Annotated in this window: 39 protein-coding genes, 1 tRNA gene and 1 other RNA gene; 4 read left to right on the top strand and 37 right to left on the bottom strand. The window is 38.4% G+C overall.

Annotation, left to right across the window (positions count from 1 at the left end):
- Positions 1 to 516, bottom strand: a 516-nt coding sequence (locus tag PF327_RS11110) for a beta-helix domain-containing protein (protein ID WP_289402623.1), incomplete at its 3' end; no start/stop codon positions are given.
- A gap of 329 nt (positions 517 to 845) precedes the next feature.
- Between PF327_RS11110 and PF327_RS11105 the strand changes: the two genes are divergently transcribed.
- Positions 846 to 971, top strand: a complete 126-nt coding sequence (locus tag PF327_RS11105) for a hypothetical protein (protein ID WP_255344737.1) — start codon at positions 846 to 848, stop codon at positions 969 to 971.
- A gap of 6 nt (positions 972 to 977) precedes the next feature.
- On the opposite strand, the gene PF327_RS11100 is transcribed toward PF327_RS11105, so the two are convergent.
- The 36 genes from PF327_RS11100 to rpsJ form a co-directional block, all read right to left on the bottom strand.
- On the bottom strand, positions 978 to 1,289 hold the full coding sequence (locus PF327_RS11100) for a YbaB/EbfC family nucleoid-associated protein (RefSeq protein WP_289402621.1): 312 nt from the start codon (positions 1,287 to 1,289) through the stop codon (positions 978 to 980).
- The gene (gene panD / locus PF327_RS11095) at positions 1,289 to 1,657 is read right to left on the bottom strand and encodes an aspartate 1-decarboxylase (RefSeq protein ID WP_008244812.1); all 369 of its coding nucleotides are present in this window, start codon (positions 1,655 to 1,657) and stop codon (positions 1,289 to 1,291) included. Before panD ends, PF327_RS11100 begins: the two co-directional genes overlap by 1 nt.
- Before the next feature lie 138 nt (positions 1,658 to 1,795).
- Positions 1,796 to 2,176 carry a (2Fe-2S) ferredoxin domain-containing protein gene (locus PF327_RS11090; RefSeq protein WP_008244815.1) on the bottom strand — a complete coding sequence of 127 codons (381 nt, stop codon included), beginning with the start codon at positions 2,174 to 2,176 and terminating at the stop codon, positions 1,796 to 1,798.
- Between the two features lie 106 nt (positions 2,177 to 2,282).
- Positions 2,283 to 3,578 carry a UDP-N-acetylmuramoyl-L-alanyl-D-glutamate--2,6-diaminopimelate ligase gene (locus PF327_RS11085; protein ID WP_289402620.1) on the bottom strand — a complete coding sequence of 432 codons (1,296 nt, stop codon included), beginning with the start codon at positions 3,576 to 3,578 and terminating at the stop codon, positions 2,283 to 2,285.
- Positions 3,578 to 4,129, bottom strand: a complete 552-nt coding sequence (locus tag PF327_RS11080) for a hypothetical protein (RefSeq protein ID WP_289402619.1) — start codon at positions 4,127 to 4,129, stop codon at positions 3,578 to 3,580. The genes PF327_RS11085 and PF327_RS11080 overlap by 1 nt, the downstream gene beginning before the upstream one ends.
- Positions 4,130 to 4,162: 33 nt before the next feature.
- Positions 4,163 to 4,438, bottom strand: a complete 276-nt coding sequence (locus PF327_RS11075; protein ID WP_008244822.1) for a NifU family protein — start codon at positions 4,436 to 4,438, stop codon at positions 4,163 to 4,165.
- A 210-nt stretch (positions 4,439 to 4,648) separates the two neighbouring features.
- A complete protein-coding gene (gene rplQ / locus PF327_RS11070; protein ID WP_289402618.1) occupies positions 4,649 to 4,999 on the bottom strand; it encodes a 50S ribosomal protein L17 in 351 nt (116 codons plus the stop codon).
- Between the two features lie 21 nt (positions 5,000 to 5,020).
- On the bottom strand, positions 5,021 to 6,022 hold the full coding sequence (locus tag PF327_RS11065; RefSeq protein WP_008244825.1) for a DNA-directed RNA polymerase subunit alpha: 1,002 nt from the start codon (positions 6,020 to 6,022) through the stop codon (positions 5,021 to 5,023).
- A 25-nt stretch (positions 6,023 to 6,047) separates the two neighbouring features.
- Positions 6,048 to 6,674: a 30S ribosomal protein S4 gene (gene rpsD, locus PF327_RS11060; RefSeq protein WP_008244827.1), complete on the bottom strand. Its 627-nt coding sequence runs from the start codon at positions 6,672 to 6,674 to the stop codon at positions 6,048 to 6,050.
- A gap of 2 nt (positions 6,675 to 6,676) precedes the next feature.
- On the bottom strand, positions 6,677 to 7,051 hold the full coding sequence (gene rpsK / locus PF327_RS11055; RefSeq protein WP_008244828.1) for a 30S ribosomal protein S11: 375 nt from the start codon (positions 7,049 to 7,051) through the stop codon (positions 6,677 to 6,679).
- Positions 7,052 to 7,063: 12 nt separating this feature from the next.
- Entirely contained in the window at positions 7,064 to 7,426 is a 363-nt protein-coding gene (rpsM, locus tag PF327_RS11050; protein WP_008244829.1) for a 30S ribosomal protein S13, read from the bottom strand.
- 2 nt (positions 7,427 to 7,428) lie between these two features.
- Complete coding sequence (gene rpmJ / locus PF327_RS11045; RefSeq protein WP_008244830.1) at positions 7,429 to 7,542, bottom strand: 50S ribosomal protein L36; 114 nt, start codon at positions 7,540 to 7,542, stop codon at positions 7,429 to 7,431.
- A 224-nt stretch (positions 7,543 to 7,766) separates the two neighbouring features.
- Positions 7,767 to 9,191 (bottom strand): sensor domain-containing diguanylate cyclase, encoded by a 1,425-nt coding sequence (locus tag PF327_RS11040; protein ID WP_289402617.1) that lies wholly within the window; start codon positions 9,189 to 9,191, stop codon positions 7,767 to 7,769.
- Between the two features lie 181 nt (positions 9,192 to 9,372).
- Complete coding sequence (gene infA / locus PF327_RS11035) at positions 9,373 to 9,591, bottom strand: translation initiation factor IF-1 (RefSeq protein WP_008244832.1); 219 nt, start codon at positions 9,589 to 9,591, stop codon at positions 9,373 to 9,375.
- Positions 9,592 to 9,649: 58 nt separating this feature from the next.
- A complete protein-coding gene (gene map / locus PF327_RS11030) occupies positions 9,650 to 10,405 on the bottom strand; it encodes a type I methionyl aminopeptidase (RefSeq protein ID WP_289402616.1) in 756 nt (251 codons plus the stop codon).
- The gene (gene secY / locus PF327_RS11025) at positions 10,405 to 11,667 is read right to left on the bottom strand and encodes a preprotein translocase subunit SecY (protein WP_289402615.1); all 1,263 of its coding nucleotides are present in this window, start codon (positions 11,665 to 11,667) and stop codon (positions 10,405 to 10,407) included. The genes map and secY overlap by 1 nt, the downstream gene beginning before the upstream one ends.
- Before the next feature lie 2 nt (positions 11,668 to 11,669).
- On the bottom strand, positions 11,670 to 12,068 hold the full coding sequence (gene rplO, locus PF327_RS11020; RefSeq protein ID WP_008244836.1) for a 50S ribosomal protein L15: 399 nt from the start codon (positions 12,066 to 12,068) through the stop codon (positions 11,670 to 11,672).
- A gap of 10 nt (positions 12,069 to 12,078) precedes the next feature.
- Positions 12,079 to 12,519 carry a 30S ribosomal protein S5 gene (rpsE, locus tag PF327_RS11015; RefSeq protein ID WP_008244839.1) on the bottom strand — a complete coding sequence of 147 codons (441 nt, stop codon included), beginning with the start codon at positions 12,517 to 12,519 and terminating at the stop codon, positions 12,079 to 12,081.
- A gap of 9 nt (positions 12,520 to 12,528) precedes the next feature.
- Complete coding sequence (gene rplR / locus PF327_RS11010) at positions 12,529 to 12,885, bottom strand: 50S ribosomal protein L18 (protein ID WP_289402614.1); 357 nt, start codon at positions 12,883 to 12,885, stop codon at positions 12,529 to 12,531.
- Between the two features lie 10 nt (positions 12,886 to 12,895).
- Positions 12,896 to 13,432 (bottom strand): 50S ribosomal protein L6, encoded by a 537-nt coding sequence (rplF, locus tag PF327_RS11005; RefSeq protein WP_289402613.1) that lies wholly within the window; start codon positions 13,430 to 13,432, stop codon positions 12,896 to 12,898.
- A gap of 10 nt (positions 13,433 to 13,442) precedes the next feature.
- Positions 13,443 to 13,838, bottom strand: a complete 396-nt coding sequence (gene rpsH, locus PF327_RS11000; protein WP_289402612.1) for a 30S ribosomal protein S8 — start codon at positions 13,836 to 13,838, stop codon at positions 13,443 to 13,445.
- A gap of 12 nt (positions 13,839 to 13,850) precedes the next feature.
- Entirely contained in the window at positions 13,851 to 14,036 is a 186-nt protein-coding gene (locus PF327_RS10995; RefSeq protein ID WP_008244845.1) for a type Z 30S ribosomal protein S14, read from the bottom strand.
- On the bottom strand, positions 14,029 to 14,580 hold the full coding sequence (gene rplE / locus PF327_RS10990) for a 50S ribosomal protein L5 (protein WP_289402611.1): 552 nt from the start codon (positions 14,578 to 14,580) through the stop codon (positions 14,029 to 14,031). The genes PF327_RS10995 and rplE overlap by 8 nt, the downstream gene beginning before the upstream one ends.
- A gap of 4 nt (positions 14,581 to 14,584) precedes the next feature.
- Positions 14,585 to 14,818, bottom strand: coding sequence for a 50S ribosomal protein L24 (rplX, locus tag PF327_RS10985; protein WP_289402610.1), 234 nt, complete (start codon positions 14,816 to 14,818; stop codon positions 14,585 to 14,587).
- Positions 14,818 to 15,186: a 50S ribosomal protein L14 gene (gene rplN / locus PF327_RS10980; RefSeq protein ID WP_008244848.1), complete on the bottom strand. Its 369-nt coding sequence runs from the start codon at positions 15,184 to 15,186 to the stop codon at positions 14,818 to 14,820. Before rplN ends, rplX begins: the two co-directional genes overlap by 1 nt.
- Positions 15,186 to 15,434 (bottom strand): 30S ribosomal protein S17, encoded by a 249-nt coding sequence (gene rpsQ, locus PF327_RS10975; protein ID WP_008244849.1) that lies wholly within the window; start codon positions 15,432 to 15,434, stop codon positions 15,186 to 15,188. Before rpsQ ends, rplN begins: the two co-directional genes overlap by 1 nt.
- A 10-nt stretch (positions 15,435 to 15,444) precedes the next feature.
- The gene (gene rpmC, locus PF327_RS10970) at positions 15,445 to 15,636 is read right to left on the bottom strand and encodes a 50S ribosomal protein L29 (protein ID WP_248575923.1); all 192 of its coding nucleotides are present in this window, start codon (positions 15,634 to 15,636) and stop codon (positions 15,445 to 15,447) included.
- Positions 15,623 to 16,048 (bottom strand): 50S ribosomal protein L16, encoded by a 426-nt coding sequence (rplP, locus tag PF327_RS10965; protein ID WP_248575924.1) that lies wholly within the window; start codon positions 16,046 to 16,048, stop codon positions 15,623 to 15,625. Before rplP ends, rpmC begins: the two co-directional genes overlap by 14 nt.
- A gap of 2 nt (positions 16,049 to 16,050) precedes the next feature.
- The gene (rpsC, locus tag PF327_RS10960; protein ID WP_248575925.1) at positions 16,051 to 16,749 is read right to left on the bottom strand and encodes a 30S ribosomal protein S3; all 699 of its coding nucleotides are present in this window, start codon (positions 16,747 to 16,749) and stop codon (positions 16,051 to 16,053) included.
- 1 nt (position 16,750) lies between these two features.
- Complete coding sequence (gene rplV, locus PF327_RS10955; protein WP_008244854.1) at positions 16,751 to 17,089, bottom strand: 50S ribosomal protein L22; 339 nt, start codon at positions 17,087 to 17,089, stop codon at positions 16,751 to 16,753.
- A 2-nt stretch (positions 17,090 to 17,091) separates the two neighbouring features.
- The gene (gene rpsS, locus PF327_RS10950; RefSeq protein ID WP_008244855.1) at positions 17,092 to 17,370 is read right to left on the bottom strand and encodes a 30S ribosomal protein S19; all 279 of its coding nucleotides are present in this window, start codon (positions 17,368 to 17,370) and stop codon (positions 17,092 to 17,094) included.
- An 11-nt stretch (positions 17,371 to 17,381) separates the two neighbouring features.
- The gene (gene rplB, locus PF327_RS10945) at positions 17,382 to 18,209 is read right to left on the bottom strand and encodes a 50S ribosomal protein L2 (protein WP_008244856.1); all 828 of its coding nucleotides are present in this window, start codon (positions 18,207 to 18,209) and stop codon (positions 17,382 to 17,384) included.
- A 9-nt stretch (positions 18,210 to 18,218) separates the two neighbouring features.
- Positions 18,219 to 18,500, bottom strand: a complete 282-nt coding sequence (locus tag PF327_RS10940) for a 50S ribosomal protein L23 (RefSeq protein ID WP_008244857.1) — start codon at positions 18,498 to 18,500, stop codon at positions 18,219 to 18,221.
- A 1-nt stretch (position 18,501) separates the two neighbouring features.
- Positions 18,502 to 19,092 carry a 50S ribosomal protein L4 gene (gene rplD, locus PF327_RS10935; protein WP_008244858.1) on the bottom strand — a complete coding sequence of 197 codons (591 nt, stop codon included), beginning with the start codon at positions 19,090 to 19,092 and terminating at the stop codon, positions 18,502 to 18,504.
- Positions 19,092 to 19,673 carry a 50S ribosomal protein L3 gene (gene rplC / locus PF327_RS10930; RefSeq protein WP_008244859.1) on the bottom strand — a complete coding sequence of 194 codons (582 nt, stop codon included), beginning with the start codon at positions 19,671 to 19,673 and terminating at the stop codon, positions 19,092 to 19,094. The genes rplD and rplC overlap by 1 nt, the downstream gene beginning before the upstream one ends.
- A gap of 9 nt (positions 19,674 to 19,682) precedes the next feature.
- Positions 19,683 to 19,994: a 30S ribosomal protein S10 gene (gene rpsJ, locus PF327_RS10925; protein ID WP_008244860.1), complete on the bottom strand. Its 312-nt coding sequence runs from the start codon at positions 19,992 to 19,994 to the stop codon at positions 19,683 to 19,685.
- 183 nt (positions 19,995 to 20,177) lie between these two features.
- On the opposite strand from rpsJ, the gene PF327_RS10920 reads away from it, so the two are divergent.
- The 3 genes from PF327_RS10920 to PF327_RS10910 all read left to right on the top strand — a co-directional run bounded on the left by PF327_RS10920 (position 20,178) and on the right by PF327_RS10910 (position 21,594).
- Positions 20,178 to 21,254 carry an AAA family ATPase gene (locus PF327_RS10920; protein ID WP_289402605.1) on the top strand — a complete coding sequence of 359 codons (1,077 nt, stop codon included), beginning with the start codon at positions 20,178 to 20,180 and terminating at the stop codon, positions 21,252 to 21,254.
- A gap of 34 nt (positions 21,255 to 21,288) precedes the next feature.
- An RNA gene (ffs, locus tag PF327_RS10915) (signal recognition particle sRNA small type) lies at positions 21,289 to 21,386 on the top strand.
- Between the two features lie 120 nt (positions 21,387 to 21,506).
- Positions 21,507 to 21,594 (top strand) — tRNA-Ser (locus PF327_RS10910).
- The last annotated feature ends 13 nt before the right edge of the window (positions 21,595 to 21,607 follow it).

Below are 21,607 nucleotides of genomic sequence, written 5' to 3'. Positions count from 1 at the left end.
ATCATTTCCTGCATTTCCTATCAGTGTCAATCCACCCCACTGACCCACATCCAAATTTGTAGGATCTTCTACACGTTGCATAGAAGTAAAGATGATTGGTTTATCCGCAGTACCATCTGCAATTATTTCAGCATTTTTATCCACTATCATGTAAGATGTTGCATCTCCTGTGCCTGCTAAACCTGCGATCACTGTTCCTGGCTCTACAGTAAGTGTTACACCTGGTTTTACCACTGCCAATCCATCAAGTACCCAAAGTGTATCATTTGTTAATGTCATAGAGGTACTAATGTCACCGGCAAGGGTTTTTTGAGGTAAAAATTTAGCAGCTGCCAAAATAGTGTCAAAACTAGTAGGTGTTGTATTAGTAGTTGTGCTGCCAGTTGTACCGCCTGTAGCAAGCGTATCACCAGTGATGGTAACAGTAGAATCACCATATGTCACTGTTGTATCCCCACAACCATTCATTATTGCTATAGCAACTGCTGACAGTGCAATTGTTTTCAAGTTTATCATTTCAATTTCCTTAAACATAATTTAAACCAACCTTGGTTTTGTTTGCAGAATAGTGACGAAAAATGGAAACATTGTGGAAACATAGTGGTAACAATTTTGTTATCAAATGGTTATGTCATATTTGGAAAAAGAAAAATACTTCTATGAAAAGAAATAACTGGAAAGTAAGAAAAAGTATCTGTCTCCGTATAATGTAAAAGAGTGACCGTTTAGAAAAATATACACCTTAGTAGCAGGTGTAAATATTTTCTTTAAGTTACCATTTTGTTATCACTGTAGTATAGTATTACCTTGTCTCGAAAGAGAAAATATCAATTGAAAGGAAAAAGATGAAAATAAGTAAAATGCTTCAAAAAGCAGTGAAAAAAGAAGGAAAACATTCACTGACGTGCAAGACGATTGTAAAACTGAAGAACTCAAAAGAGTTCAACTATCTTGTTGACAAGAACCGCTAAATAAAATTAAGACCCGAACGGGTTCATTCCACCCATCATACCCATCGCCTGAGACTTTTTATTGTCTTCTATCATTTTATTGACGTCATTCATCGCTGAGATGAGCAGTATCTGTAAAGACTCTTTGTCTTCAAGCAGAGAATCATCTATCGTGAGATCTATCACTTCGCCTGCACCGTTTGCAGTAAGTTCAATAAGACCACCGCCTGCTTTCGCGGTAAATTGTATATTTTTAGCTTGTTCTTGTATCTCTTTTGCTTTTTCTTGCATCTGCTCCATCATCTTGCCCATGTTGCTCAAGTCAAAGCCTTCAAACATTATTCTAAGCCCTCAAACTCTTCTGCGATACTATTGTCATCATCCAGTATGACAATTTTCGGTAGGTGTGCATCTGCTTCTTCTTCACTCATCGTTGCATATGCAATAATGATGATCTTATCACCTTTATGTACTTTTCTGGCTGCTGCACCATTCAAACAGATATCTTTTTTACCTGGTTCACCAGGAATGATATAGGTTGAAAAACGCTCACCGTTATTAACATTCACGATATCTATTTTTTGTCCGACACGCATATTTGCTGCATCTAAAAGTTCTTGATCAATGGTAATAGAGCCTACATAATTCAAGTTTGCATCTGTTACGGTCGCTCTATGTATTTTAGAATAAAGCATTGTAATATTCATAATTATTCCTATTTATTTCATAAAAATTATTGGGATTATACCAAAATCCCCTATATAGTAATATTATACTGAAATTGTGGGGGAATTGGGAAGTCGCACGATGAAGTCATGCGACCTTAAAGAGATGGGTATAAAAATTTAACGAGCCATACTTGCTGGTGATAGAGGTTCTCCCCACATTTCAGCTGGGATCACATACTCTTCTACAACATTTCCACCGATGATATGCTCATCGATAATTCTGTCCATTTTCTCTTTTGTCAAACCTACATACATTGTATGCCCTGGTTCTACAAGCATTACCGGGCCTAGTTGACAACGGTTAAGACACCCTGTCTGGATAGGGGTTACTGCTGGCATTATCCCTTTTTGCATCAATTTCTGTGCGAGATATTGAAAAAGTTCTTGAGACTCTTGATCGTCTGCTTTCACACAAGATGGTTTTGGCATCCCCGGAGGTGCCGACTGCTGACATTTGAAGATATAAAATGCTGGTTGTGGTATAGTACCTGGTACCATGATAATCCTTTAAAGTTTAATTGGGAGTATTTTACTCCGATTTACTTAATTGAAGTTTAAATACATAATTTAAGGGCGCTTGACAAGCTATATCATAAAAAGTGAACTACGCTCTTTCTTTTAGCAGTTCTCGTACCACTTCCCTGTCATCAAAAGGATACTTCACCCCTTTGATCTCCTGATAGTCCTCATCCCCTTTACCAAGTATGAGTAGTACTTCATTCTCTTCCAGTGCATCAAGTGCCATTTTTATGGCAAGTCTCCTGTCTGGTGTAGCAGTGACATGGTCTTTACCATGCAATCCTAATAAGATATCTTCAAGTATCATTTCAGGCACTTCATCTCGAGGGTTATCACTTGTCACATAGATCTTGTTTGCATATCTACCTGCAACTGCACCCATACGAGGACGTTTCTCTTTATCACGGTTTCCGCCTGCACCAAAGACCACAGAGATATCTCTGTCTTTCATCGAATCAAGCACTTGATACATACCATCATCCGTATGTGCAAAATCTACGATCACAAGCGGGTCTCGACTCACCACTTCCATACGCCCTGAAACCCCTGCAAAGTACTCCACCACTTCACATATCTCTTCTATGCTTCTTCCCGTCAACATCTGTACCGAACCTATGGCCGCCATAAGATTAAAAAGGTTAAAAAGCCCAACCATAGGAGAGTGGAATGTCGCTTCGGCCTGTAGGTGTTTGATCCCTGCCGTGATACCATTCAACAAAGAAAACGCCTGTACTTTAAAGGTTGCCGGTTCATCTACACCGTAACTCTGTGCACCTATGGGGTTATACGTAATGTTCTTGATATCATCTTTATTGAGCAGTTTGGGCGATTCATCTGCAAAAAAGAGACTCTTCACACGTCTATACTCTTCAACAGTCCCATGATAATCCAAATGGTCAGAAGTGACATTCGTATGCACCTTAAGGGCAAAAGTTAGCCCCTCTATACGGTTTTGATCTATCGCGTGGGAACTCACTTCCATGATGAAGTAGTTGCACCCCATATCCATCGTCTGCTTCATATTATACAGGGTTTCCAGGATGGAAGGTGTGGTCATGCTCTTCTCTTCTATACGCTTCTCTTGCGCAAATAGACCACGCGTACCTTGCAGTGCCGGCTTTTCATTCAAATCAAGCAAAAAAGAGTAGATGGCCGCGGTTACAGTCGTTTTACCGTTGGTACCGGTCACACCTACCACTTTCATCTTATCTAGACCCCAGAAAGAGATCAGTTCATCGACTGTCAGTGTTTCTGGTTTCGGTTCTAATTGTTCATAATAGTGGCTGTTTTGTGCCGTTTTTAAAAAAATCGTATCTGTATCGAGTTTACTTGTATCATCAGTCAAAAAAAGATAACCATCTTTTTGGAAATCCAATTTCACTATTTTTGTCCTCGAACCACATGGTAAAGTGCAAGTATATCCTGATCATTTCCAAAGAGGCTTGATGAAGCATCCAGGTATCCTAGTGCCATCTCATCAAAACCCTCGTTCGCAAGCTGTGTAACAAAATCTATAAACTCTTCTTTATTCGTGATCACGACTTTGGTCGAAAACATAATATCTTCAAATGTCTTTTTGAAGCTGCCCCTGCTCTTTACAAGTTCCAGGAAATCACTATAACGTATACCATCTCCATACTCTATCTGTTCTTCCAAGGGTTCAACCAAAAGTTCTTGCAACTTATGTTTTGAACTGTCTAGATTCTCAATAAGCCCATCGATGATATCTACAGCATTCTCTTTCTCATTTTTGATCATCTGATAGTAGTCAAACAGAGCCTGCGCTTCTTCTTGACTCTCTATCCCTAGATCACTCAAGTATACGCCTATTTTTGCTTCATCTAACGTAGGGTAATCTCTTAAGATCAACCCGTAACTTCGAAGTGCCTTGGCATAGTCTCCCTGTAGAAACTCGCTTTCGGCCCTTTTCAATAGTAAATCTTGACTTATTTTGCTCATTTTAAATTACAATTGATCCAATTTGTCTTCAAAACCTGCAGGTACATTGACTACAGTGATCTCAGGGTGAATCAGTGTTTGCATTTGTCTCTCTACACCGAACTTGATCGTTGTACCTGAACTGCCGCAACCAACACATGCGCCTTGAAGCTGTACAAAGACTCTTCCATCTTTAATGGCGATCAATGCTATATCCCCTCCATCAAGTTTGATAGAAGGTCTTACCTTGTCTATTACGTTCATTACGGCAGGTTCTAGTTCTTCATCTGTAAATGGTATCAATGTTTCTCCTTAATTTGCATCTCTATCATAGAGACATCTCATAAAATTATTATAACAAAATCATAGTAAAATCTTTGTTACTATGTTATTTAAGTGTGTTATACACTAAAAGTATTACTTTGTCAATGGTGTTTGAATTGTTTAATGATTTATTGAGGTAGTGGAGTGTATTCAAGGCAAAGCCTTGAAATACTGAAGTTTCAGAGGTAATTATACGAGTTCGATAATTGCCATAGGTGCTGAATCACCTTTTCTCATACGTGTTTTAATAATTCTTGTATATCCACCGTTTCTGTCTGCATACTTTGGTGCGATTTCGTTTACAATCGTATTTGTACACTCTTTGTGTTGTAACATTGCAAAAATTGCTCTGTGTGCATTAAAATCACCAGAAGAAGCTTTCGTGATAAGCTTTTCAAAATAACTTCTAAGCTCTTTAGCTTTTGGCAATGTAGTCTCAATTCTACCCTCTTTTGTCAAAGCAATTGATAGGTTTTTAAGAAGCGCCGCTCTATGAGCAGACGTTCTGTTTAATTTACGGTAACCATGCTTATGTCTCATAATATTCCTTTACTGTAACAACTATGCTTTAAGTTGTTCTATTTTCTTTACAAGATTCACTCTTGTAACATCTGAAAGTTCAAAATCTGGACCAAATCCGTGCTCTACGAGACACTCAGAGATTTCATCTAAAGATTTTTTACCAAGATTTTTGATATTTTTAATCTCATTTTCACTCATCAATACCAACTCACCAAGGAACTTTAATCCAGCTCTATCAAGTGAATTGAATGATCTTGCACTCAGGCCAAGACTATCTACAGTCTGCATGAAAGGTTTAAGTTCGCTATCGTCACTGTTTCTTTTCACCGGTGCTACTGAGATATCTAGATCCAGTACCGTATTAAAAACAGAAAGTTGCTTATTCATTACTTCCAATGCATTTGTAAATGCTTCAACCGGACCGATCTGACCATCTGTTTCAATATCGAATGTGATCTTTTCAAAATTAGGATTGTCCTCTACAAGTACAGGATCAATCTTATAATTCGCTTTTCTTACCGGAGTAAAGAAAGCATCAAGTGCAATGCTGTCACTTTCAACATCATCTCTAAGGTCTTCACTTGGAACATAACCAATACCTTTTGAGATAACCACTGTAAAGTTCAGCTCTGCATCTTCATTTAGTGTTGCAAGTGGCAGATCACCATTTACAACTTCAATTTGATCATTGTTCAGGTCTTGTGCTGTCACTTCTTTGTGACCAGAGAAACTGTATTTCAATTCAACTCTGTCACTTTCATCTTTTATTTTAAAACGAATGTTCTTTAGGTTGATAATAAATACAGCCACATCTTCATGCATACCTCTGATGTTATCAAACTCATGTGCCGCACCTTCGATCTTGATCGAAATAGGTGCATACCCGATAGAAGAACCTAAGATCAGTCTTCTTAGTGGATGTGCAAGTGTAACAGCATAACCGCTCTCAAAAGGATAAGCAACGATCTCAGCACGATTAGCACTGATCTCATTTACTTCCACTTCCGTTGGCATAAATGGTGCAATTTTAATTTTTCTCATTAATAGCCTTTAACTTATGTATGTATTATTTAGAGTATAGCTCAACGATTAGACGCTCTTCAACTGGGATTGCGATCTCTTCTCTCTCCGGAATTCTTGTGAATAGACCAAAAAGTTTTTCTTTGTCCATATCAACCCAATCAACCATACCAGTTTGATTTGTAAGTTCGATAGATCTAAGGATCTGAGGATTCGTTTTACTTTTCTCTCTAATCTCGATTTTTTGACCTGCTTTAACTCTAAATGAAGGGATATCTACTCTTTTCCCATCTACAAGTACATGTCCGTGGTTTACGAATTGTCTTGCCGATGCTCTAGTTGTAGCGAATCCCATTCTGTAAACAACATTATCAAGTCTTTGCTCAAGAAGTTGGATAAGGATAGAACCTGTGTTACCCTCTTTTGAGTTTGCTTCTTTATAAAGTGCTCTAAATTGTTTTTCACTTACACCATACATAAATTTAGCTTTTTGCTTCTCTTGAAGTTGAAGACCATATTCACTGATCTTTGTTCTTCTTTGTCCATGTTGTCCTGGTGCATATGGTCTTTTTTCCAATGCACTTTTACCAGCGAGTCTTCTCTCACCTTTTAACCCAAGATCAACACCAAGTCTTCTTTCTAGTCTTTCAACTGGACCTCTATATCTTGCCATGCTTATACCCTTCTCTTCTTAGGTGGTCTACAACCATTGTGTGGAAGTGGTGTAATATCTTTTAAGAATGTTACACGAATACCTTCTGTTGCACCAATTGCTTTAACTGCAGTATCTCTACCTGAACCAGGACCCTGAACTTTGATCCCTACTTCTTTAATACCATTTTCCATTGCTTTTGACATTGCATCAGCTACAGCTTCAGTCGCTGCAAAAGGAGTTGATTTTTTGCTACCTTTGAAACCGAGTGCACCTGCACTGCTCCAAGAGATAACATTTCCCATTTCGTCAGTCACTGTGATCACAGTGTTATTGAAAGTTGCAGCTACGTATACTACACCTTTAGCAATACTTTTTTTTGCTTTTTTCTTAGCCATCTAACCTACTCCTTATGCCGCACCGACAGTTTTACGCTTACCTTTTCTTGTACGCGCATTTGTCTTTGTTTTTTGTCCACGCACTGGTAGACCTTTTCTATGTCTGAGACCTCTATATGAACCTAGATCCATAAGTGCTTTGATATCTAAAGTCACTTTTTTTCTAAGATCACCTTCAACCATAACATTTTCTTGAATATCATTACGAATTGTTGCTGCTTCAGCATCTGTAAGTTCGTGTACTCTTTTGTTATAATCAACACCTGTTCTATCAAGAATTTTTCTTGAAGTTGTCAACCCAATTCCGTAAATGTAAGTAAGTGCATACTCCATTCTTTTCTTTTGTGGTAAATCAACACCTGCAATACGTGCCATGTTTATCCTTGTCTTTGTTTATGTTTTGGATTTTTACAAATCACGCGTACGATACCTTTGCGTTTAATAACTTTACAGTCATCACACATTTTTTTCACTGATGGTCTAACCTTCATTGGTTACTCCTACGATATATTTGTGCACCTAGAGTGTTTTAGAAACACCCCTGTTTTGCGTGGATTATTGATGTATCATAATCCAACCCTTGAGTAATCGGTGCGGCTTAATCAAAGATTCTTCGCGCAGTTTCCTAAAAGCCTAATGGTAATAGGGAGGAGGATTATACCCAGATTTGTATTAATTTTTTCTTATACATATAATATGTACATATTCTAGATCATTATAAGTGAGATACTACCCTATTTTTACCCTCTTTTTTTGCTTTATACAGATATCTGTCGGCTCTGGCAATCATACTATCAAGGTTCTCCTCATCAATATGTGTTGCTACCCCAAAACTGCAGGTAACCTCTCTGGCTATTTGATAGTCACCCATGGAAATCACTTCACGTAGTTTTTCAGCGACCAATACCGCCTCCTCTTCATCTGTTTCTGGCAACATAACAAGGAACTCTTCTCCTCCCCATCGTCCTAAACGGTCACTCTTTCTTAGTTTCTGTATCATAAGATCAACAACTTCTTTCAAAACAAAGTCACCCTTTTCATGTCCATACTTATCATTGACTGATTTAAAATCATCTATATCAATGTAGAGAATAGAGAGTGGCTTATGTTTACGTTCCATGCGTTCCAGTTCATATTCCAATAGTTCACTCATAGTATTTCTATTGTAAGCTCCGGTAAGACTGTCATACGTAGCTATCTCATTGATCTTTGAAATTTTTTGTAGTACTACAAAAATAAGCATGGATAAAATCAATAGAATGAGGGTAGATATCACCATTAGGGTCAAAGCATCTTTAGCAATGGTGCTTATCTCTTCAGAATTTTCATAACTTATGAGATACGCTGCATTTCTATCTCCCTCAACATTGCTGATGGGGATAAAGGTGACAATCGTTTGATCTTTACAAATAGAAAACCCTGTCTGGCTTTGCATTTTTTGTGTCACTTCTTTCGAAATAGATTGATTGATCTTCTGATACTTGGAAACTATGGGAATATATGCATCTCCACTTTCATTCATGTACTGATCGTTGATCTGGCTTGTTATATAGTTGCTTTGTTCCTCTTTCCATACTTTTTTTTCCACAATTGATTTTTTAAGTATAAAGTCTATTTCATCACCAAGAGTCTCTTCTATATCATTACTTAATGCTTTGAAGGAGAGGGAGGTTTCAACACTACCTATATATCTCTTTTCTTCATCAAAGAGCGGGTAGACATAACGAAAACCGTTATATATTCTTCCTTCCTCAAATCCTTCTACATATCTCCTCTCTTTATTCACTATTTCAAGAGAGTGCCTTATCCCTAACAATGAGTCCCCATATTTCTCGGGTTTATGAAAACGTAAAAAACTACTCACATTGGGCAGGTGAAAATGTAACTGTCTGATATTGATCGATTTAAGGCTTTCATATGTTGGGATCAATAATTTATATAAAGTAAGACGTATGACTTGCTGCTCTTCAGGACTGGCATCTTTAGCCTGTTTGAACAGATCAATGACCTCAGTGGTATTAATAATTTCATCATGAAGTAGTTTTGTGATCTTCGAGTAAGATTTACGTGTACTATTGTAGACATCGTTAAAAACTTTTACTTTTCGTTCAAAAACTGCAGCCCGTTTATCTTCATACATTTTCCATATGATTAAGGAAGCAAATAGTTCTAAAAAAATAAAAATAAAAGAGGAAAGAAGTATGATTTTTACCAAAGAGGTATTTAGAGTTATTTTTCGCATTGCTATATTATAGTCTATTAAGAGTAAAACTATAGAAAGAAACTGTGATCTCTATCGTTTGGAGATCACAGTATACTCATTATTTGTATCTAAATGTGATACGACCTTTATCCAGGCTGTAAGGCGTAAGTTCTACTTTTACTTTGTCACCCGGAAGAATTTTAATATAGTGCATTCTCATCTTACCAGCGATATGACAAAGGACAATGTGACCATTATCCAATTCAACTCTGAATGTCGCATTTGGCAATGCTTCAACTACTTTACCGTCAATCTCAATAACATCATCTTTAGCCATTGTATTCCTTTATGAATTTTCTACTTTAGTTTCTTATCTTGTGTCAAAATCATGAAGCTTACGCTTCAGTCAATATGATAGCTTTACCGTCTACCACTGCAACCGTGTGCTCATAGTGAGCTGATCTGAGTTGATCCTCACTGATGACTGACCATTTGTCCTCAAGCACTACCGGAGTACCGCTTTTTTGACATACCATAGGCTCTAAACAGAAGACCATACCATTTTTAATTTTAGGTCCCTGGTTTGCTTTGCCCTCAAGATAGTTAGGTATATTTGGTTCATCATGTGCTTTCGTACCGATACCGTGACCACAATAATCACGCAATGGAACATACCCTGCTGATACGATATAGTCTTCAAGAACCTTTGACAATTCTTTAAAACGCATACCTTCTCTGATAGAATCTATTGCATGATAAAGAGCGCCTTTTGAACATTTGATCAGTGCTTCATCTTCAGTAGATATTTTACCCACTGCCATTGTGATCGCAGCATCACCAAAATAACCATCCAGTTTTGTACCGATATCCAAACCGAGAATATCACCCTCTTCTACTACTCTATCTGTAGGGATACCATGGATACATACCTCATTGACTGAAGTACATACAGAACCGGTAAAACCATACAATCCCTTAAACGATGGTACAGCACCATGTTCACGGATATACGCTTCACCTAAAGCATCGATTTCTTTCAGTGTCATACCTGGTTTGATTGTATTTTGAAGATATTGAAGTGTTTTTCCAACGATCTCGCCAGCCCTCTTGAGCTTAGCGATCTCATCAGGTTTTCTAATAGCAATAGCCATTACAGACCTACATTACCCAATGTATCATATTGATTCATTGTTCTTTGTGCTTCGATTTTTCTCATAGTATCGAGTGCGACTTGAACGATAATAAGTACAGCAACCCCACCAAAATAGAAAGATGCGCCCATTCCAGAGATAACCATAAATGGTACTGTAGAAATGATCGCAAGGTATACTGCACCTGACCCCGTTAGCCTACTTGCAACTTCATTCAAGAACTCTTTGGTATGCTCACCCGGTCTAACACCAGGGATGAAACCACCTTGTCTTTTCAGATTGTCTGCGATGTCTTTGGCATTAAATGCAATGGATGCATAAAAAAATGCAAAGAACATCACCAACAAGAAAGTCACCACATTGAATGTGATCCCTCCTGGTGCCAATGAATCAGCGATCGCTACAAGAAATGGTGTAGTGCTCGACTGCAACATAGTCAATGGGAACATCAATACTGCAGAAGCAAAGATAGGAGGAATAACACCTGAAAGGTTTACTTTCACAGGAATATAGTTCATCACTCTCTTTGTCTGATTCTGCATGATGGTCTTTCTTGAATACGAGATAGGTACTCTTCTCTCACCAAGTTCTACATAGATAATCGCCAAGATAGTGATCAGCATAATTGCCAAAATACCAAGCACAACTAAGAAGTTCATCTCACCTGCATTTACCGCTCTTACTGTATTTCCTATAGCAGATGGTAGTCCAGACACAATACCAGCAAAGATAATCAGTGAAATACCGTTACCAATACCTTTTTGTGTGATCTGTTCACCGATCCACATCAACAACATCGTACCTGCCAGCATAGAGAAAGTCGTAATCACTGTAAACATCATAGGATCGATCATCACTGCACTCTGTCCAGCTCTTCCTGTCATACTCTGAAGTCCCATAGATACACCAATAGCTTGTACTACGGTAATAAAAATTGTGAAATATCGAATGATCTGCATATACTTTTGCATACCGTCACGTTCTTTTTTCATTTGACCAAGTGCGGGGAAAGTTGCTGCGAGAAGTTCCATAACGATGGAAGCAGTAATATAAGGCATAATACCTAAAGAGATGATACTTAAACGTTCAACGGCATTACCAGAGAACATATTCATTAGCCCAAGGGCATTGTTTGAATTGCTATCAAAGAACTCTTTGATCACATTCAAATCAACACCTGGAGTTGGGATATAGGCTAAAACTCTGTACGCAAAAAGGAATCCTAAAGTAATTAGGATTTTTTGAGTTAAAGCATTGCCCATAATTATTTTCCGCTTGTTGTAACAGCGTCGTCTTTGATCTTAGCAGCAAGATCTTTTGCGCTAGCACCAATCAACTTCACTTTCGTTACATTCTTCTGTAACTTATGAACTGACTTGATCGTTTCAAGCGTAATCTCAGAAAGTTCAGCGATTGCTTTGATCTTTTCTACATTGATCACATATGGTTTTTCAACTGTAGAAGTGAAACCTATCTTAGGCAATCTTTTATAAAGTGGCATTTGACCACCTTCAAAACCTCTTTTTCTTTTGTAACCAGATCTAGCTTTTTGACCTTTTTGACCACGTCCAGCTGTTTTACCTGTTCCTGAACCTTGACCACGACCAACTCTTTTTCTGTTACGAGTTGAACCTGGAGCAGGTTGTAAATTATGTAAACCCATACTTTACCCCTTACGCTTTGATTCTAGTAAGTGCTTGGATTGTCGCTCTTACTAGGTTATTTGGGTTGTTAGAACCGATTGATTTTGAAAGGACATCTTTTACCCCTGCAAGCTCAAGTACTGGTCTCGCAGCACCACCGGCGATAACACCTGTACCTTCACTCGCTGGTCTAAGCACGATTCTACTTGCGTTGAATTTGTGCTCGATATCATGTGCGAGTGTTGTACCTTTGATGTTTACTTTCACAAGGTTTTTGTGAGCATCATCAACCGCTTTTTTAATCGCATCAGGAACTTCTTTGGCTTTACCAAATCCGTATCCAACTGTACCGTTTCTGTCACCGATCACTACAAGTGCAGTAAATCTAAATCTTCTACCACCCTTAACAACTTTGGTAACACGACCGATATTAACGATTACTTCTTCAAATTCTTTTTCTATTTCTTCCATCATGATTCCTTAAAACTTGATTCCGGCTTCTCTAAGTGCATCAGCGAATGATGCAACAACACCGTGGTAAAGGTAACCATTTCTGTCGAAAACAACAGTTTCAATGTTTTTAGAAGCAAGGTTTTTAGCCATCTCAGCAGCTACTTTTTTTACATCTTCCTGGTTTGCTTTAAGACCAAGCTTTCTACCATCTGCAGAAGCAAGAGTAGTTCCAGTAGTATCATCAATAGCTTGAGTATAAAAATGCTTGTTTGACTTAAATACAGTCAATCTTGGGTTTGTCTCTGTACCGAAGATCTTACCTCTTACTCTAGCTTTTCTTTGAGCGCGAAGTTTATTTTTTCTTTTTTGAATACTTTTTAACATCTACCGCTCCTTACTTACCAGCTGCTTTACCAGCTTTTCTGATGATCACTTCATCAGTATACTTCACACCTTTACCTTTATATGGCTCTGGTGGTCTGAAATCTCTAATCTCAGCAGCAGCTTGACCCACTGCTTGCTTATCTGTACCTTTTACAGTGATCACGTTTTTCTCAACTGTGATTTCAAGTCCCTCAGGGATATCAAAGTTAATATCATGTGAGTGACCCAATTGAAGGTTAAGTACTTTACCTTGAACAGCTGCTCTGTAACCAACACCATTGATCTCTAAAGATTTAGTGTATCCTTGGTCCAAACCAATGATGATATTGTTGAAAAGCGCTCTGTATGTTCCCCAGTACGCTGCATCTTGTTTTTCATCACCTTTTCTTTCAAAAGTCACTTCTGAACCATCAATACTGATCCCAACTCTACCATGAGTTTCAAGTCTCTTTTCAAGATTGCCTTTTTTAGCCACGAGAGTCGTACCGTCTAGTGATACTTCAATACCACTTGCCACAGTTACTGGTCTTTTTCCTATTCTTGACATCTTTTATTCCTTACCAAATACTACAGATTACTTCACCACCGATTCCACGTTTAAACGCTTCATCGTTAGCAAGAACACCTTGGCTTGTTGAAACAACCAAAGTACCGTAACCATTTTTAAATGTTCTAATCTCATCTTTACCTTGGTGAACACGTCTACCAGGCTTAGAGATTTTTTTGATCTCATTGATCACGCTTTTTTCATTCTCATCATATTTAAGAACTACTTTTATTGTTTTTTTGTTTCCATCTTCTTTTACTTTGTAACTCTCAAGGTAACCTTTGTCTACAAAAATAGATACGGTTGCTTCAATCGTGTTTGAGTGAAGAAGTGTTGTTACGTCTAGTCTTCTTTGCGCAGCATTTCTTATACGAGTAAGAGAGTCTGCAATTATGTCTGTCATCATCTTTTCTGCTCCTTACCAGCTTGCTTTACGCATACCAGGGATTAGACCTTCATTGGCCATTTTTCTTAAACACACACGACAAATACCGAAGTCTCTGTATACTGAGTGAGGTCTACCACAAATGTTACATCTTGTATATGCTTGCGTAGAGAATTTTGCTTTTCTCTTTTGCTTAGCTATCATTGATTTCTTAGCCATTAGTTCTCCCTTTAGCGAAAGGCATACCAAGCTTTTCTAAAAGCGTGAATGCTTGTTTATCATCTTCAGTACTTGTTACGATAGTGATGTTCATACCATGTGTCTTGATCACTTTATCAAATACAACCTCTGGGAACATCAATTGCTCTTGAAGACCGAAGTTGTAGTTACCACGCCCGTCAAAACCTTTTCTTGGTGTACCTCTAAAGTCTTTTACTCTTGGAAGAGCAATAGATACAAGTTTATCAAAGAAGTTATACATGTTTTCACCTCTAAGTGTTACTTTAATACCACTTGGAGCACCTTCTCTGGCTTTAAATCCTGCAACAGATTTTTTTGCATTCACGATGATCGCTTTTTGACCAGCGATCAGTGAGATAGTATCTGCCATATTTGCAATTAGCTTAGTGTCCTTACCTTCTTCACCGGCACCAACAGAGATAACTATCTTTTCAAGCTTCGGAGTCTGCATCGCATTTGTAACCCCACACTCTTCTCTGAGCGCAGGAACGATGTCATTGTACTTTTGCTTCATTCTACTCATAGGATTAACCCTCTACTTTTTTTACATTTGAGATATGGATCGGCATTTCTTTGTTCACAAATCCACCCTCTTTATTTTCTTCGCTTGGTTTTACAGCTTTTTTAGCTGTTTTACAACCTGCAACGATTACTGCATCTTTTTTTGTAAGTACTTGAAGAACTTCTCCAACTGTACCTTTGTCATCACCAGCGATAACCATTACCTGGTCACCTTTTTTGATCTTGAATGTTTTAGCCATTACCATACCTCCGGTGCAAGTGATACAATTTTCATAAAACCTGCATATCTTGTTTCACGACTTACAGGACCAAAGATACGTGTACCTATTGGCTCTCTTTTATCATCGATAATTACTGCTGCATTGTCGTCAAATCTGATAAGTGACCCATTTTCTCTCTGAATCTCTTTTTTAGTTCTAACAACAACTGCTTTAACAACTTTACCTTTTTTTACTTTTCCAGTAGGAAGTGCTTTCTTCACAGAAGCAACGATCACGTCACCTACTGATGCATATCTTCTTTTAGATCCACCAAGAACCTTGATACACATGATCTCTTTCGCACCAGAGTTATCTGCTACATTTAATCTTGTAAAACCTTGGATCATTACACTTCTCCTCTCTTCACGATTTCAAGAAGTCTGAAGCTTTTTGTTTTTGAAAGTGGTCTACATTCGATAGCGCTCACTGTATCTCCAACATTGATGTCGTTCTTCTCATCGTGAATAAGATATTTTTTAAATCTTTTTACAGTCTTGTGATATCTTGGGTGAAGAACTCTTCTTTCAACTAGAACAGTTGCAGTTTTTTCTCCAGCTTTTTTGATCACAGTACCTTGTATTTGTCTTTTTGGCATGTCTGACCCTTTACTTCGATCTAGCAGCAGTTAATGCTGTTTGAATTCTAGCGATATCTTTTTTCGCTACTCTTAACTCAGAAGTGTTTGTAAGCTGCATAGTCTTTTGCTTTGCATTTAACGTAAACAATTCAAGTTTTTTCTCTTTAAGCATTGCAGTAAGTTCTGCTTCACTTTTATCTTTTAAATCAATATAGTTCATTACTATCCTTTGAAGTGATAATTTTACACTTAAATGGCATTTTATGAATCGCAAGTGTTAACGCTGCTCTTGCAAGTGTTTCTTCAACGCCTGCCATTTCGAAAATAATTCTACCTGGCTTGATGTTCATTACCCATTTGTCAACTCCACCTTTACCTTTACCCATTCTTGTTTCAAGTGGTTTAGCTGTAAGTGGTTTGTCAGGGAAAACTCTGATCCAAGTTTTACCTGTTCTTGAAATTTTTCTAGTCATTGTAATACGCGCAGCTTCGATCTGTCTAGAATCGATTCTACCAGCTTCAGTTGCTTTGATCGCGATATCACCAAACTCAATTTTGTTACCTCTGAAAGATTTACCGCGGTTGCGGCCTTTCATCTGCTTTCTCCATTTAGTTCTTTTAGGCATTAGCATGATTATTCACCTCTTTTTCTAGATGGCTTTCTACCACCTTTTTTCTCTTCTTGTGGCTCAGCTTGGATACCTTTAGCAAGAACTTCACCTTTGAAGATCCAAACTTTAATACCAATGATTCCATAAGTCGTATGCGCTTCAGCAAAACCGTAATCGATCTTCGCTCTAAGTGTATGAAGAGGAACTCTACCCTCTAGGTACCACTCAGTTCTTGCCATTTCAGCACCACCAAGACGACCAGATACAGAGATCTTGATCCCTTTTGCACCTGATTTAAGTGCACCTTGGATCACTTTTTTCATTGCACGTCTAAACGCAACTCTTCTTTCAAGTTGTGTTGCAACATTTTCAGCTGCTAATTGACCTGAAGCTTGAGGACGCTTCTCTTCTTTGATGTTGATCGCTACATCTTTACCAAGCATTTTGATAAGTGTTGCTTTCAATTTTTCAATATCTGCACCTTTTTTCCCGATAATGATACCAGGTCTAGCCGTTACGATATTTACTCTTAACTTTTTTACTGTTCTTTCGATGATGATGTTAGAAACACCCGCATAGAAAAGTTCTTTTTTAAGGTATTTTCTGATTTTATGATCTTCTGCGATAAATTCAGGTGCTCTACCTTTTGCAGGGAACCATCTTGATTCCCAGTTTCTGTTGATTCCAAGTCTAAGACCTATAGGATTTACTTTTTGACCCATATTATGCGTCCTCCCCAGTTTTTTCAGCTACGCCAACTTCAACTAAAATGTGCGCTGTTGGTTTAATGATTCTAGAAGCTGTACCTCTAGCTCTTGGTCTCCATCTTTTCATTACCGCTGCTTTATCAACTCTACAAGAAGTGATCACCACTTCTTCTGGCTCAAAATCACCGTTAGCAACTGCAGATGCAATTACTTTAGAAACGATACCCGCTGCTTTATTAGGCATAAACTCAAGTGCTGCAAGAGCAAGCTCAGCATTCATACCCTGAACTTCTCTAGCGATAAGTCTAGCTTTAGTAGGTGATACTCTTACGAATTTTAATAATGCTCTACTCATAATTAACCTACCTTCTTCTGTACAGAACCTTTATGGCCCTTAAATGTTCTTGTTGGTGCAAATTCACCCAATTTGTAACCTACATGGTTTTCAGTTACAAATACTGGTACAAATTGTCTACCATTGTGAACGTTGATTGTCAAACCGATAAACTCAGGGAAGATCACTGATCTTCTTGACCAAGTTTTAATAGGTTTGTTTGAACCTTCTTCTTTTGCTTTAAGCACTTTTTTCATTAGGTGACCATCGATGAATGGACCTTTTTTTGTCGATCTTGCCATATCTTAGCCCCTTACTTTTTACGCTTAGAGATAATTAACTTATCACTAGCTTTTTTCTTACGAGTTTTAAACCCTTTAGCCGGAGTACCCCATGGAGATACTGGATGACGTCCTGAGTTTGTTTTACCTTCACCACCACCGTGTGGGTGATCGATAGGGTTCATCGCAGAACCACGTGTTTGTGGTCTGATACCAAGGTGTCTGCTTCTACCAGCTTTACCGATAACGATATTTGAGAAATCTTCGTTACCAACAGTACCGATTGTTGCAAGACATGCACCAAGTACATATCTCATTTCACCAGATGGAAGTCTAAGTGAAACGTATTTACCATCTCTACCCATGATCTGTGCATAACCACCCGCTGAACGTGCGATCTGACCACCATGACCAGGATTCAATTCAATGTTGTGAACCAATGTACCTACTGGGATGTTCATCAATTTCATTGCATTACCAGTCTTGATATCAAGTCCTGACTCAGCTGACATGATCTTATCACCTACATTAAGTCCTTTTGGTTGAAGTACATATCTTCTGTCACCATCAACATATTTGATAAGACAGATTCTACAGTTTCTGTATGGGTCGTACTCAACAGTTGCTACTGTACCTTCGATGTTAAATTTATTTCTTTTAAAATCGATGATTCTATATAGTTTTTTAGCACCTGCTTCTCTGTGACGAGAAGTGATTCTACCGTTACTGTTTCTACCTGCTGATCTCGGAAGATTCTTAAGTAGAGCTCTAACGCTTGCTTTAGCAGTGATATCACCACTGTCAAGGTTAGTCATATAACGACGAGAAGGTGTGGTTGGTTTATATGTTTTAATTGCCATCTTCTATCCTTATACCGCTAAACTTTCGATTTTTGCATCTTCTGGAAGCTTCACATAGAACTTTTTCAAGTCTGGTCTTTTTCCTTCAACGCCTCTAAATCTTTTCACTTTACCGTTTACTCTCATTGAGTTTACGCTAAGTGGATTGATCCCGAAGAACTCTTTAAATACTTCTTTAAGACCATTTTTAGTCATTCTTGGAGTCGTTTGAACTACGATGACACCATCTTCTTGAAGAGCCAAACTCTTCTCTGTATACATAATTGATTTAATATCTGTAATATCTGCCATCTTAAGCCTCTTTCGTCAATTTGTCAAATAGTGCTTTTTCAATCACAATTGAGTGATATGCAGCAGCAAGATAAGCATTAAGCTCATTTGATTCAATAAGATATGCGTTCTGAAGATTTCTGAATGCTAAGAAAGTCTTATCATCGATCATCTCTTTTACTACAAGTACATCTCTCTGCCCAAGCCCGTTCACGAATGCTGATGCATCTTTTGTTTTACCTGATGCGATCTCAATGTTGTCAACAACAAAAAGTCTTTCATTCGCTGCCATCTCTGCTAGAGCATGATAAAGCGCAAGTTTCTTTTGCTTTTTGTTCACTTTTTGGTCATAGTTTTTGTTTGTACTTGGACCAAATGCAACACCACCGCCTACAAATACAGGTGATCTTAATGAACCTGCTCTTGCACGTCCGCCACCTTTTTGAGCCCATGGCTTCTTACCACCACCGCTTACAGCAGATCTGTTCTTAGTCTGTGCAGTATTTGCTCGAAGACCTGCAGCATATGCTTTACAATAAAGGTAAAGGTTATGCGGGTGCACTTCCAAAAAAGACTGTGGAAGGTCTGTTGTTTTAATTACTGTTGTTTTCATTATTTAACTATCCTTACCAATCCTCTAGCCCCATTGTGACCAGGAATTGAACCTTTTAATACTAAGATACCGTTTTCAGCATCAAATGACATTACATCATTTTTAACAGTAACTTGTGTGTTACCATATTGTCCAGGCATTTTTTTACCAGGCATTACACGACCAGGCCACTCTGCGTTACCGATTGAACCGATTCTTCTACCAAATCTATGTCCGTGTGAACCAGGTCCACCACCAAAACCGTGACGCTTCATACCACCTTGGAAACCTCTACCTTTAGTATCAAGAGATGTTTTCACTACAGATGTTTCAGCCAATGCAGCCGTGCTAAGATCACCAGCTTCAGTACCTTCAGCCACTTCGATCGTCATAAATTTGTTAAACTCTTTAGATACACCGTATTTAGTCTGCTGACCTTCGATGCTCTTGTTAAGTTTTTTGCTAGAGTTATATGCAACAAGTGCTTTACCGTCTTCTCTCACTTCACAAACTTTCGTATCAATAACTTTAAGAAGTGTAACTGGAACAGCTGGTACGTCAACAGTTCTGCTCATACCAATTTTTTCTACAATAAATTCCATTTTCTACTCCTACTTATCCATTGATCTGATTTCAACTTCGATTTCAGGTGCTAGATCCAACTTCATAAGTGAATCGATAGTATCTGAAGTCGCCGAAACGATGTCGATCATTCTTCCATGAATTCTGATCTCAAACTGCTCACGTGAATCTTTGTTAACGTGTGGTGATTTAAGAACAGTATAACGCTTCAATTTAGTTGGCATTGGAATTGGCCCTCTAATCTCTGCACCTGTACGTTTAACTGCATCGATGATAGCAGCAACTGATCTGTCTAATACTCTGTGATCGTAAGCTTTAAGCTTTAATCTAATTTTTTCCATATTTTACCTTTAAAAGAACTCGTTAGTACGTGCCTAAACACAGGGGTTAAACCCTCTAACATAAATTTAGGAACGCGAATTATACCCAAAGTTTTTGAAAGGTGCAATACTTTTTAGTCTAAAAACGCTACAATATTGAAAAATATTTCCTTATAAAAAGGAAACTATGAGGCAGGACTGGTCATGGAATTACTCGAATATTATCAAAATCAGCGTTATAGCATTGTCAATTATGTTCCAAGAAAATGCCAATTGCCTCTCAAAGGTGACATCAACCTCTATGGTGCACGTGGTTCAGGGAAAACGACCATGATCCTTGATCTGATGCAAGAAGAGAATGAAGAGACGACACTCTATATAGACCTGGAAGATCCCAATTTGATATTCAACCCCCTTACGACTTTAGCACTCCAACATTACATCGACCGTGAGGGCATCACCTTGCTCATACTTGATCATTACAGGGAAGGCTATCTTCCTTCCTTCCCAAATGTGGAAAGGCTCATTGTTCTCTCACGCATACCGCTTCATCATAAAGAGTTTACTCCTGTCGAGCTTTTCCCTTTGGACTATGAAGAGTTTCTAGCCTTTGAGACCAGTGTTTCTCAGAGCAGTGGCTTTAATCACTTTCTACGCTCTGGTACCCTGCCAATGATCGCAAGGTCACAAAAAACAAATACCTTAGTAATGAAGAACTTTTTGAAAAGCGCTTTTGATGCCAATGAGCAGAAACTGCTTCTAGTACTCGCACAACACCATACCAAACACCTGACTACCCATCAGATCTACACCTTTGCAAAGGAAAAGTTTAAAGTCTCCAAGGACTGGCTTTACAAAACAATGAAGCTCTTTACTCAGGAGAAACTCGTTTTATTCATCGAAGACAGATATCAAAAATCCGGAAAAAAAATGTTGCTTTTTGACTTTGCATTTGCCAAGTACCTTACCCTAGGACAGCCTTTTATCTTACAGTTTGATACGATGATCGCCTTGGCGCTTATAAAACACGGCATTGAGGTACAGACACTCGGGGTACATGGATATGTAACAAAAAACGACGAACTGATCATACCTGCTCCATTTGAGAGTGAGGAGAGTCTCTGGGTAAAGTCCCAAGGCAAGTTCTCTATCTACAAAAAATACGGGATAAAAAAAGTGACCATTGTCACAGTGGCCAATACCTACGACTATCATATAGAAAAGCTCTACTTTGAAGCGATCCCTTTTAATGAATGGAGTGTCATCAATGCTGAAGAGTAATATAAGCTAGCTTTAGCTAAAATTTCGATGCCTCTTTTCAGACCTGTGCAACGGAACTGAAAGACAACGGGTCAGGACGGGAACGTAGCAGCCCACCTTTCTTTACTGTGTGCCGCAGGGATCTGGGGAGGGGTGTTAATAATCTACGTAATATCTTCAAACAACAATCATAACTATAACCTGAGCCAAGGGCGAAGCTTTAGTGAGATGAATTGAAAGATTAGCTTTGCTGATTTTCAAGAAGACAATGATAGAGAGGTGGCCGAGTGGTCGAAGGCGCACGACTGGAACTCGTGTATGGGGAAACTCATCGAGGGTTCGAATCCCTTCCTCTCTGCCAGACACTACTTTTC

It is taken from the genome of Sulfurovum xiamenensis (genome assembly GCF_030347995.1).
In the GTDB taxonomy this organism is placed as follows: Bacteria; Campylobacterota; Campylobacteria; order Campylobacterales; family Sulfurovaceae; genus Sulfurovum; species Sulfurovum xiamenensis.
The sequence above is the reverse complement of the archived record's forward strand: the minus strand, read 5'-3'. Positions and strand labels throughout refer to the sequence as shown.

Bases quoted from the DNA above. Each gene is read 5' to 3' on its own strand.
- rplD (WP_008244858.1), bottom strand. From the start codon at position 19,092: ATGAAAACAACAGTAATTAAAACAACAGACCTTCCACAGTCTTTTTTG.
- PF327_RS11065 (WP_008244825.1), bottom strand. From the start codon at position 6,022: ATGAGAAAAATTAAAATTGCACCATTTATGCCAACGGAAGTGGAAGTA.
- PF327_RS11040 (WP_289402617.1), bottom strand. From the start codon at position 9,191: ATGTATGAAGATAAACGGGCTGCAGTTTTTGAACGAAAAGTAAAAGTT.
- rplB (WP_008244856.1), bottom strand. From the start codon at position 18,209: ATGGCAATTAAAACATATAAACCAACCACACCTTCTCGTCGTTATATG.
- rpsS (WP_008244855.1), bottom strand. From the start codon at position 17,370: ATGGCAAGATCGACAAAAAAAGGTCCATTCATCGATGGTCACCTAATG.
- rplX (WP_289402610.1), bottom strand. From the start codon at position 14,818: ATGGCTAAAACATTCAAGATCAAAAAAGGTGACCAGGTAATGGTTATC.
- rpmC (WP_248575923.1), bottom strand. From the start codon at position 15,636: ATGAACTATATTGATTTAAAAGATAAAAGTGAAGCAGAACTTACTGCA.
- rpsH (WP_289402612.1), bottom strand. From the start codon at position 13,838: ATGATGACAGACATAATTGCAGACTCTCTTACTCGTATAAGAAATGCT.
- rplQ (WP_289402618.1), bottom strand. From the start codon at position 4,999: ATGAGACATAAGCATGGTTACCGTAAATTAAACAGAACGTCTGCTCAT.
- rpsQ (WP_008244849.1), bottom strand. From the start codon at position 15,434: ATGCCAAAAAGACAAATACAAGGTACTGTGATCAAAAAAGCTGGAGAA.
- rplP (WP_248575924.1), bottom strand. From the start codon at position 16,048: ATGCTAATGCCTAAAAGAACTAAATGGAGAAAGCAGATGAAAGGCCGC.
- PF327_RS11105 (WP_255344737.1), top strand. From the start codon at position 846: ATGAAAATAAGTAAAATGCTTCAAAAAGCAGTGAAAAAAGAAGGAAAA.
- PF327_RS10920 (WP_289402605.1), top strand. From the start codon at position 20,178: ATGGAATTACTCGAATATTATCAAAATCAGCGTTATAGCATTGTCAAT.
- PF327_RS11090 (WP_008244815.1), bottom strand. From the start codon at position 2,176: ATGGTACCAGGTACTATACCACAACCAGCATTTTATATCTTCAAATGT.
- rpsD (WP_008244827.1), bottom strand. From the start codon at position 6,674: ATGGCAAGATATAGAGGTCCAGTTGAAAGACTAGAAAGAAGACTTGGT.
- rpsE (WP_008244839.1), bottom strand. From the start codon at position 12,519: ATGGAAGAAATAGAAAAAGAATTTGAAGAAGTAATCGTTAATATCGGT.
- rpsJ (WP_008244860.1), bottom strand. From the start codon at position 19,994: ATGGAAAAAATTAGATTAAAGCTTAAAGCTTACGATCACAGAGTATTA.
- rplE (WP_289402611.1), bottom strand. From the start codon at position 14,580: ATGAGTAGAATGAAGCAAAAGTACAATGACATCGTTCCTGCGCTCAGA.
- rplR (WP_289402614.1), bottom strand. From the start codon at position 12,885: ATGTTAAAAAGTATTCAAAAAAGAAAAAATAAACTTCGCGCTCAAAGA.
- rpsM (WP_008244829.1), bottom strand. From the start codon at position 7,426: ATGGCACGTATTGCAGGTGTTGATTTACCACAAAAGAAAAGAATGGAG.
- rplC (WP_008244859.1), bottom strand. From the start codon at position 19,673: ATGGAATTTATTGTAGAAAAAATTGGTATGAGCAGAACTGTTGACGTA.
- rpsK (WP_008244828.1), bottom strand. From the start codon at position 7,051: ATGGCTAAGAAAAAAGCAAAAAAAAGTATTGCTAAAGGTGTAGTATAC.
- secY (WP_289402615.1), bottom strand. From the start codon at position 11,667: ATGGGCAATGCTTTAACTCAAAAAATCCTAATTACTTTAGGATTCCTT.
- panD (WP_008244812.1), bottom strand. From the start codon at position 1,657: ATGAATATTACAATGCTTTATTCTAAAATACATAGAGCGACCGTAACA.
- rpmJ (WP_008244830.1), bottom strand. From the start codon at position 7,542: ATGAAGGTTAGACCATCAGTGAAAAAAATGTGTGATGACTGTAAAGTT.
- infA (WP_008244832.1), bottom strand. From the start codon at position 9,591: ATGGCTAAAGATGATGTTATTGAGATTGACGGTAAAGTAGTTGAAGCA.
- rpsC (WP_248575925.1), bottom strand. From the start codon at position 16,749: ATGGGTCAAAAAGTAAATCCTATAGGTCTTAGACTTGGAATCAACAGA.
- PF327_RS10940 (WP_008244857.1), bottom strand. From the start codon at position 18,500: ATGGCAGATATTACAGATATTAAATCAATTATGTATACAGAGAAGAGT.
- rplF (WP_289402613.1), bottom strand. From the start codon at position 13,432: ATGTCAAGAATAGGAAAAAGACCAGTAACTGTGGCAAGTGGTATTGAA.
- rplO (WP_008244836.1), bottom strand. From the start codon at position 12,068: ATGGGTTTACATAATTTACAACCTGCTCCAGGTTCAACTCGTAACAGA.
- rplV (WP_008244854.1), bottom strand. From the start codon at position 17,089: ATGAGTAGAGCATTATTAAAATTCGTAAGAGTATCACCTACTAAAGCT.
- map (WP_289402616.1), bottom strand. From the start codon at position 10,405: ATGGCTATTGCTATTAGAAAACCTGATGAGATCGCTAAGCTCAAGAGG.
- rplN (WP_008244848.1), bottom strand. From the start codon at position 15,186: ATGATCCAAGGTTTTACAAGATTAAATGTAGCAGATAACTCTGGTGCG.
- PF327_RS11100 (WP_289402621.1), bottom strand. From the start codon at position 1,289: ATGTTTGAAGGCTTTGACTTGAGCAACATGGGCAAGATGATGGAGCAG.
- PF327_RS10995 (WP_008244845.1), bottom strand. From the start codon at position 14,036: ATGGCTAAGAAATCAATGATAGCTAAGCAAAAGAGAAAAGCAAAATTC.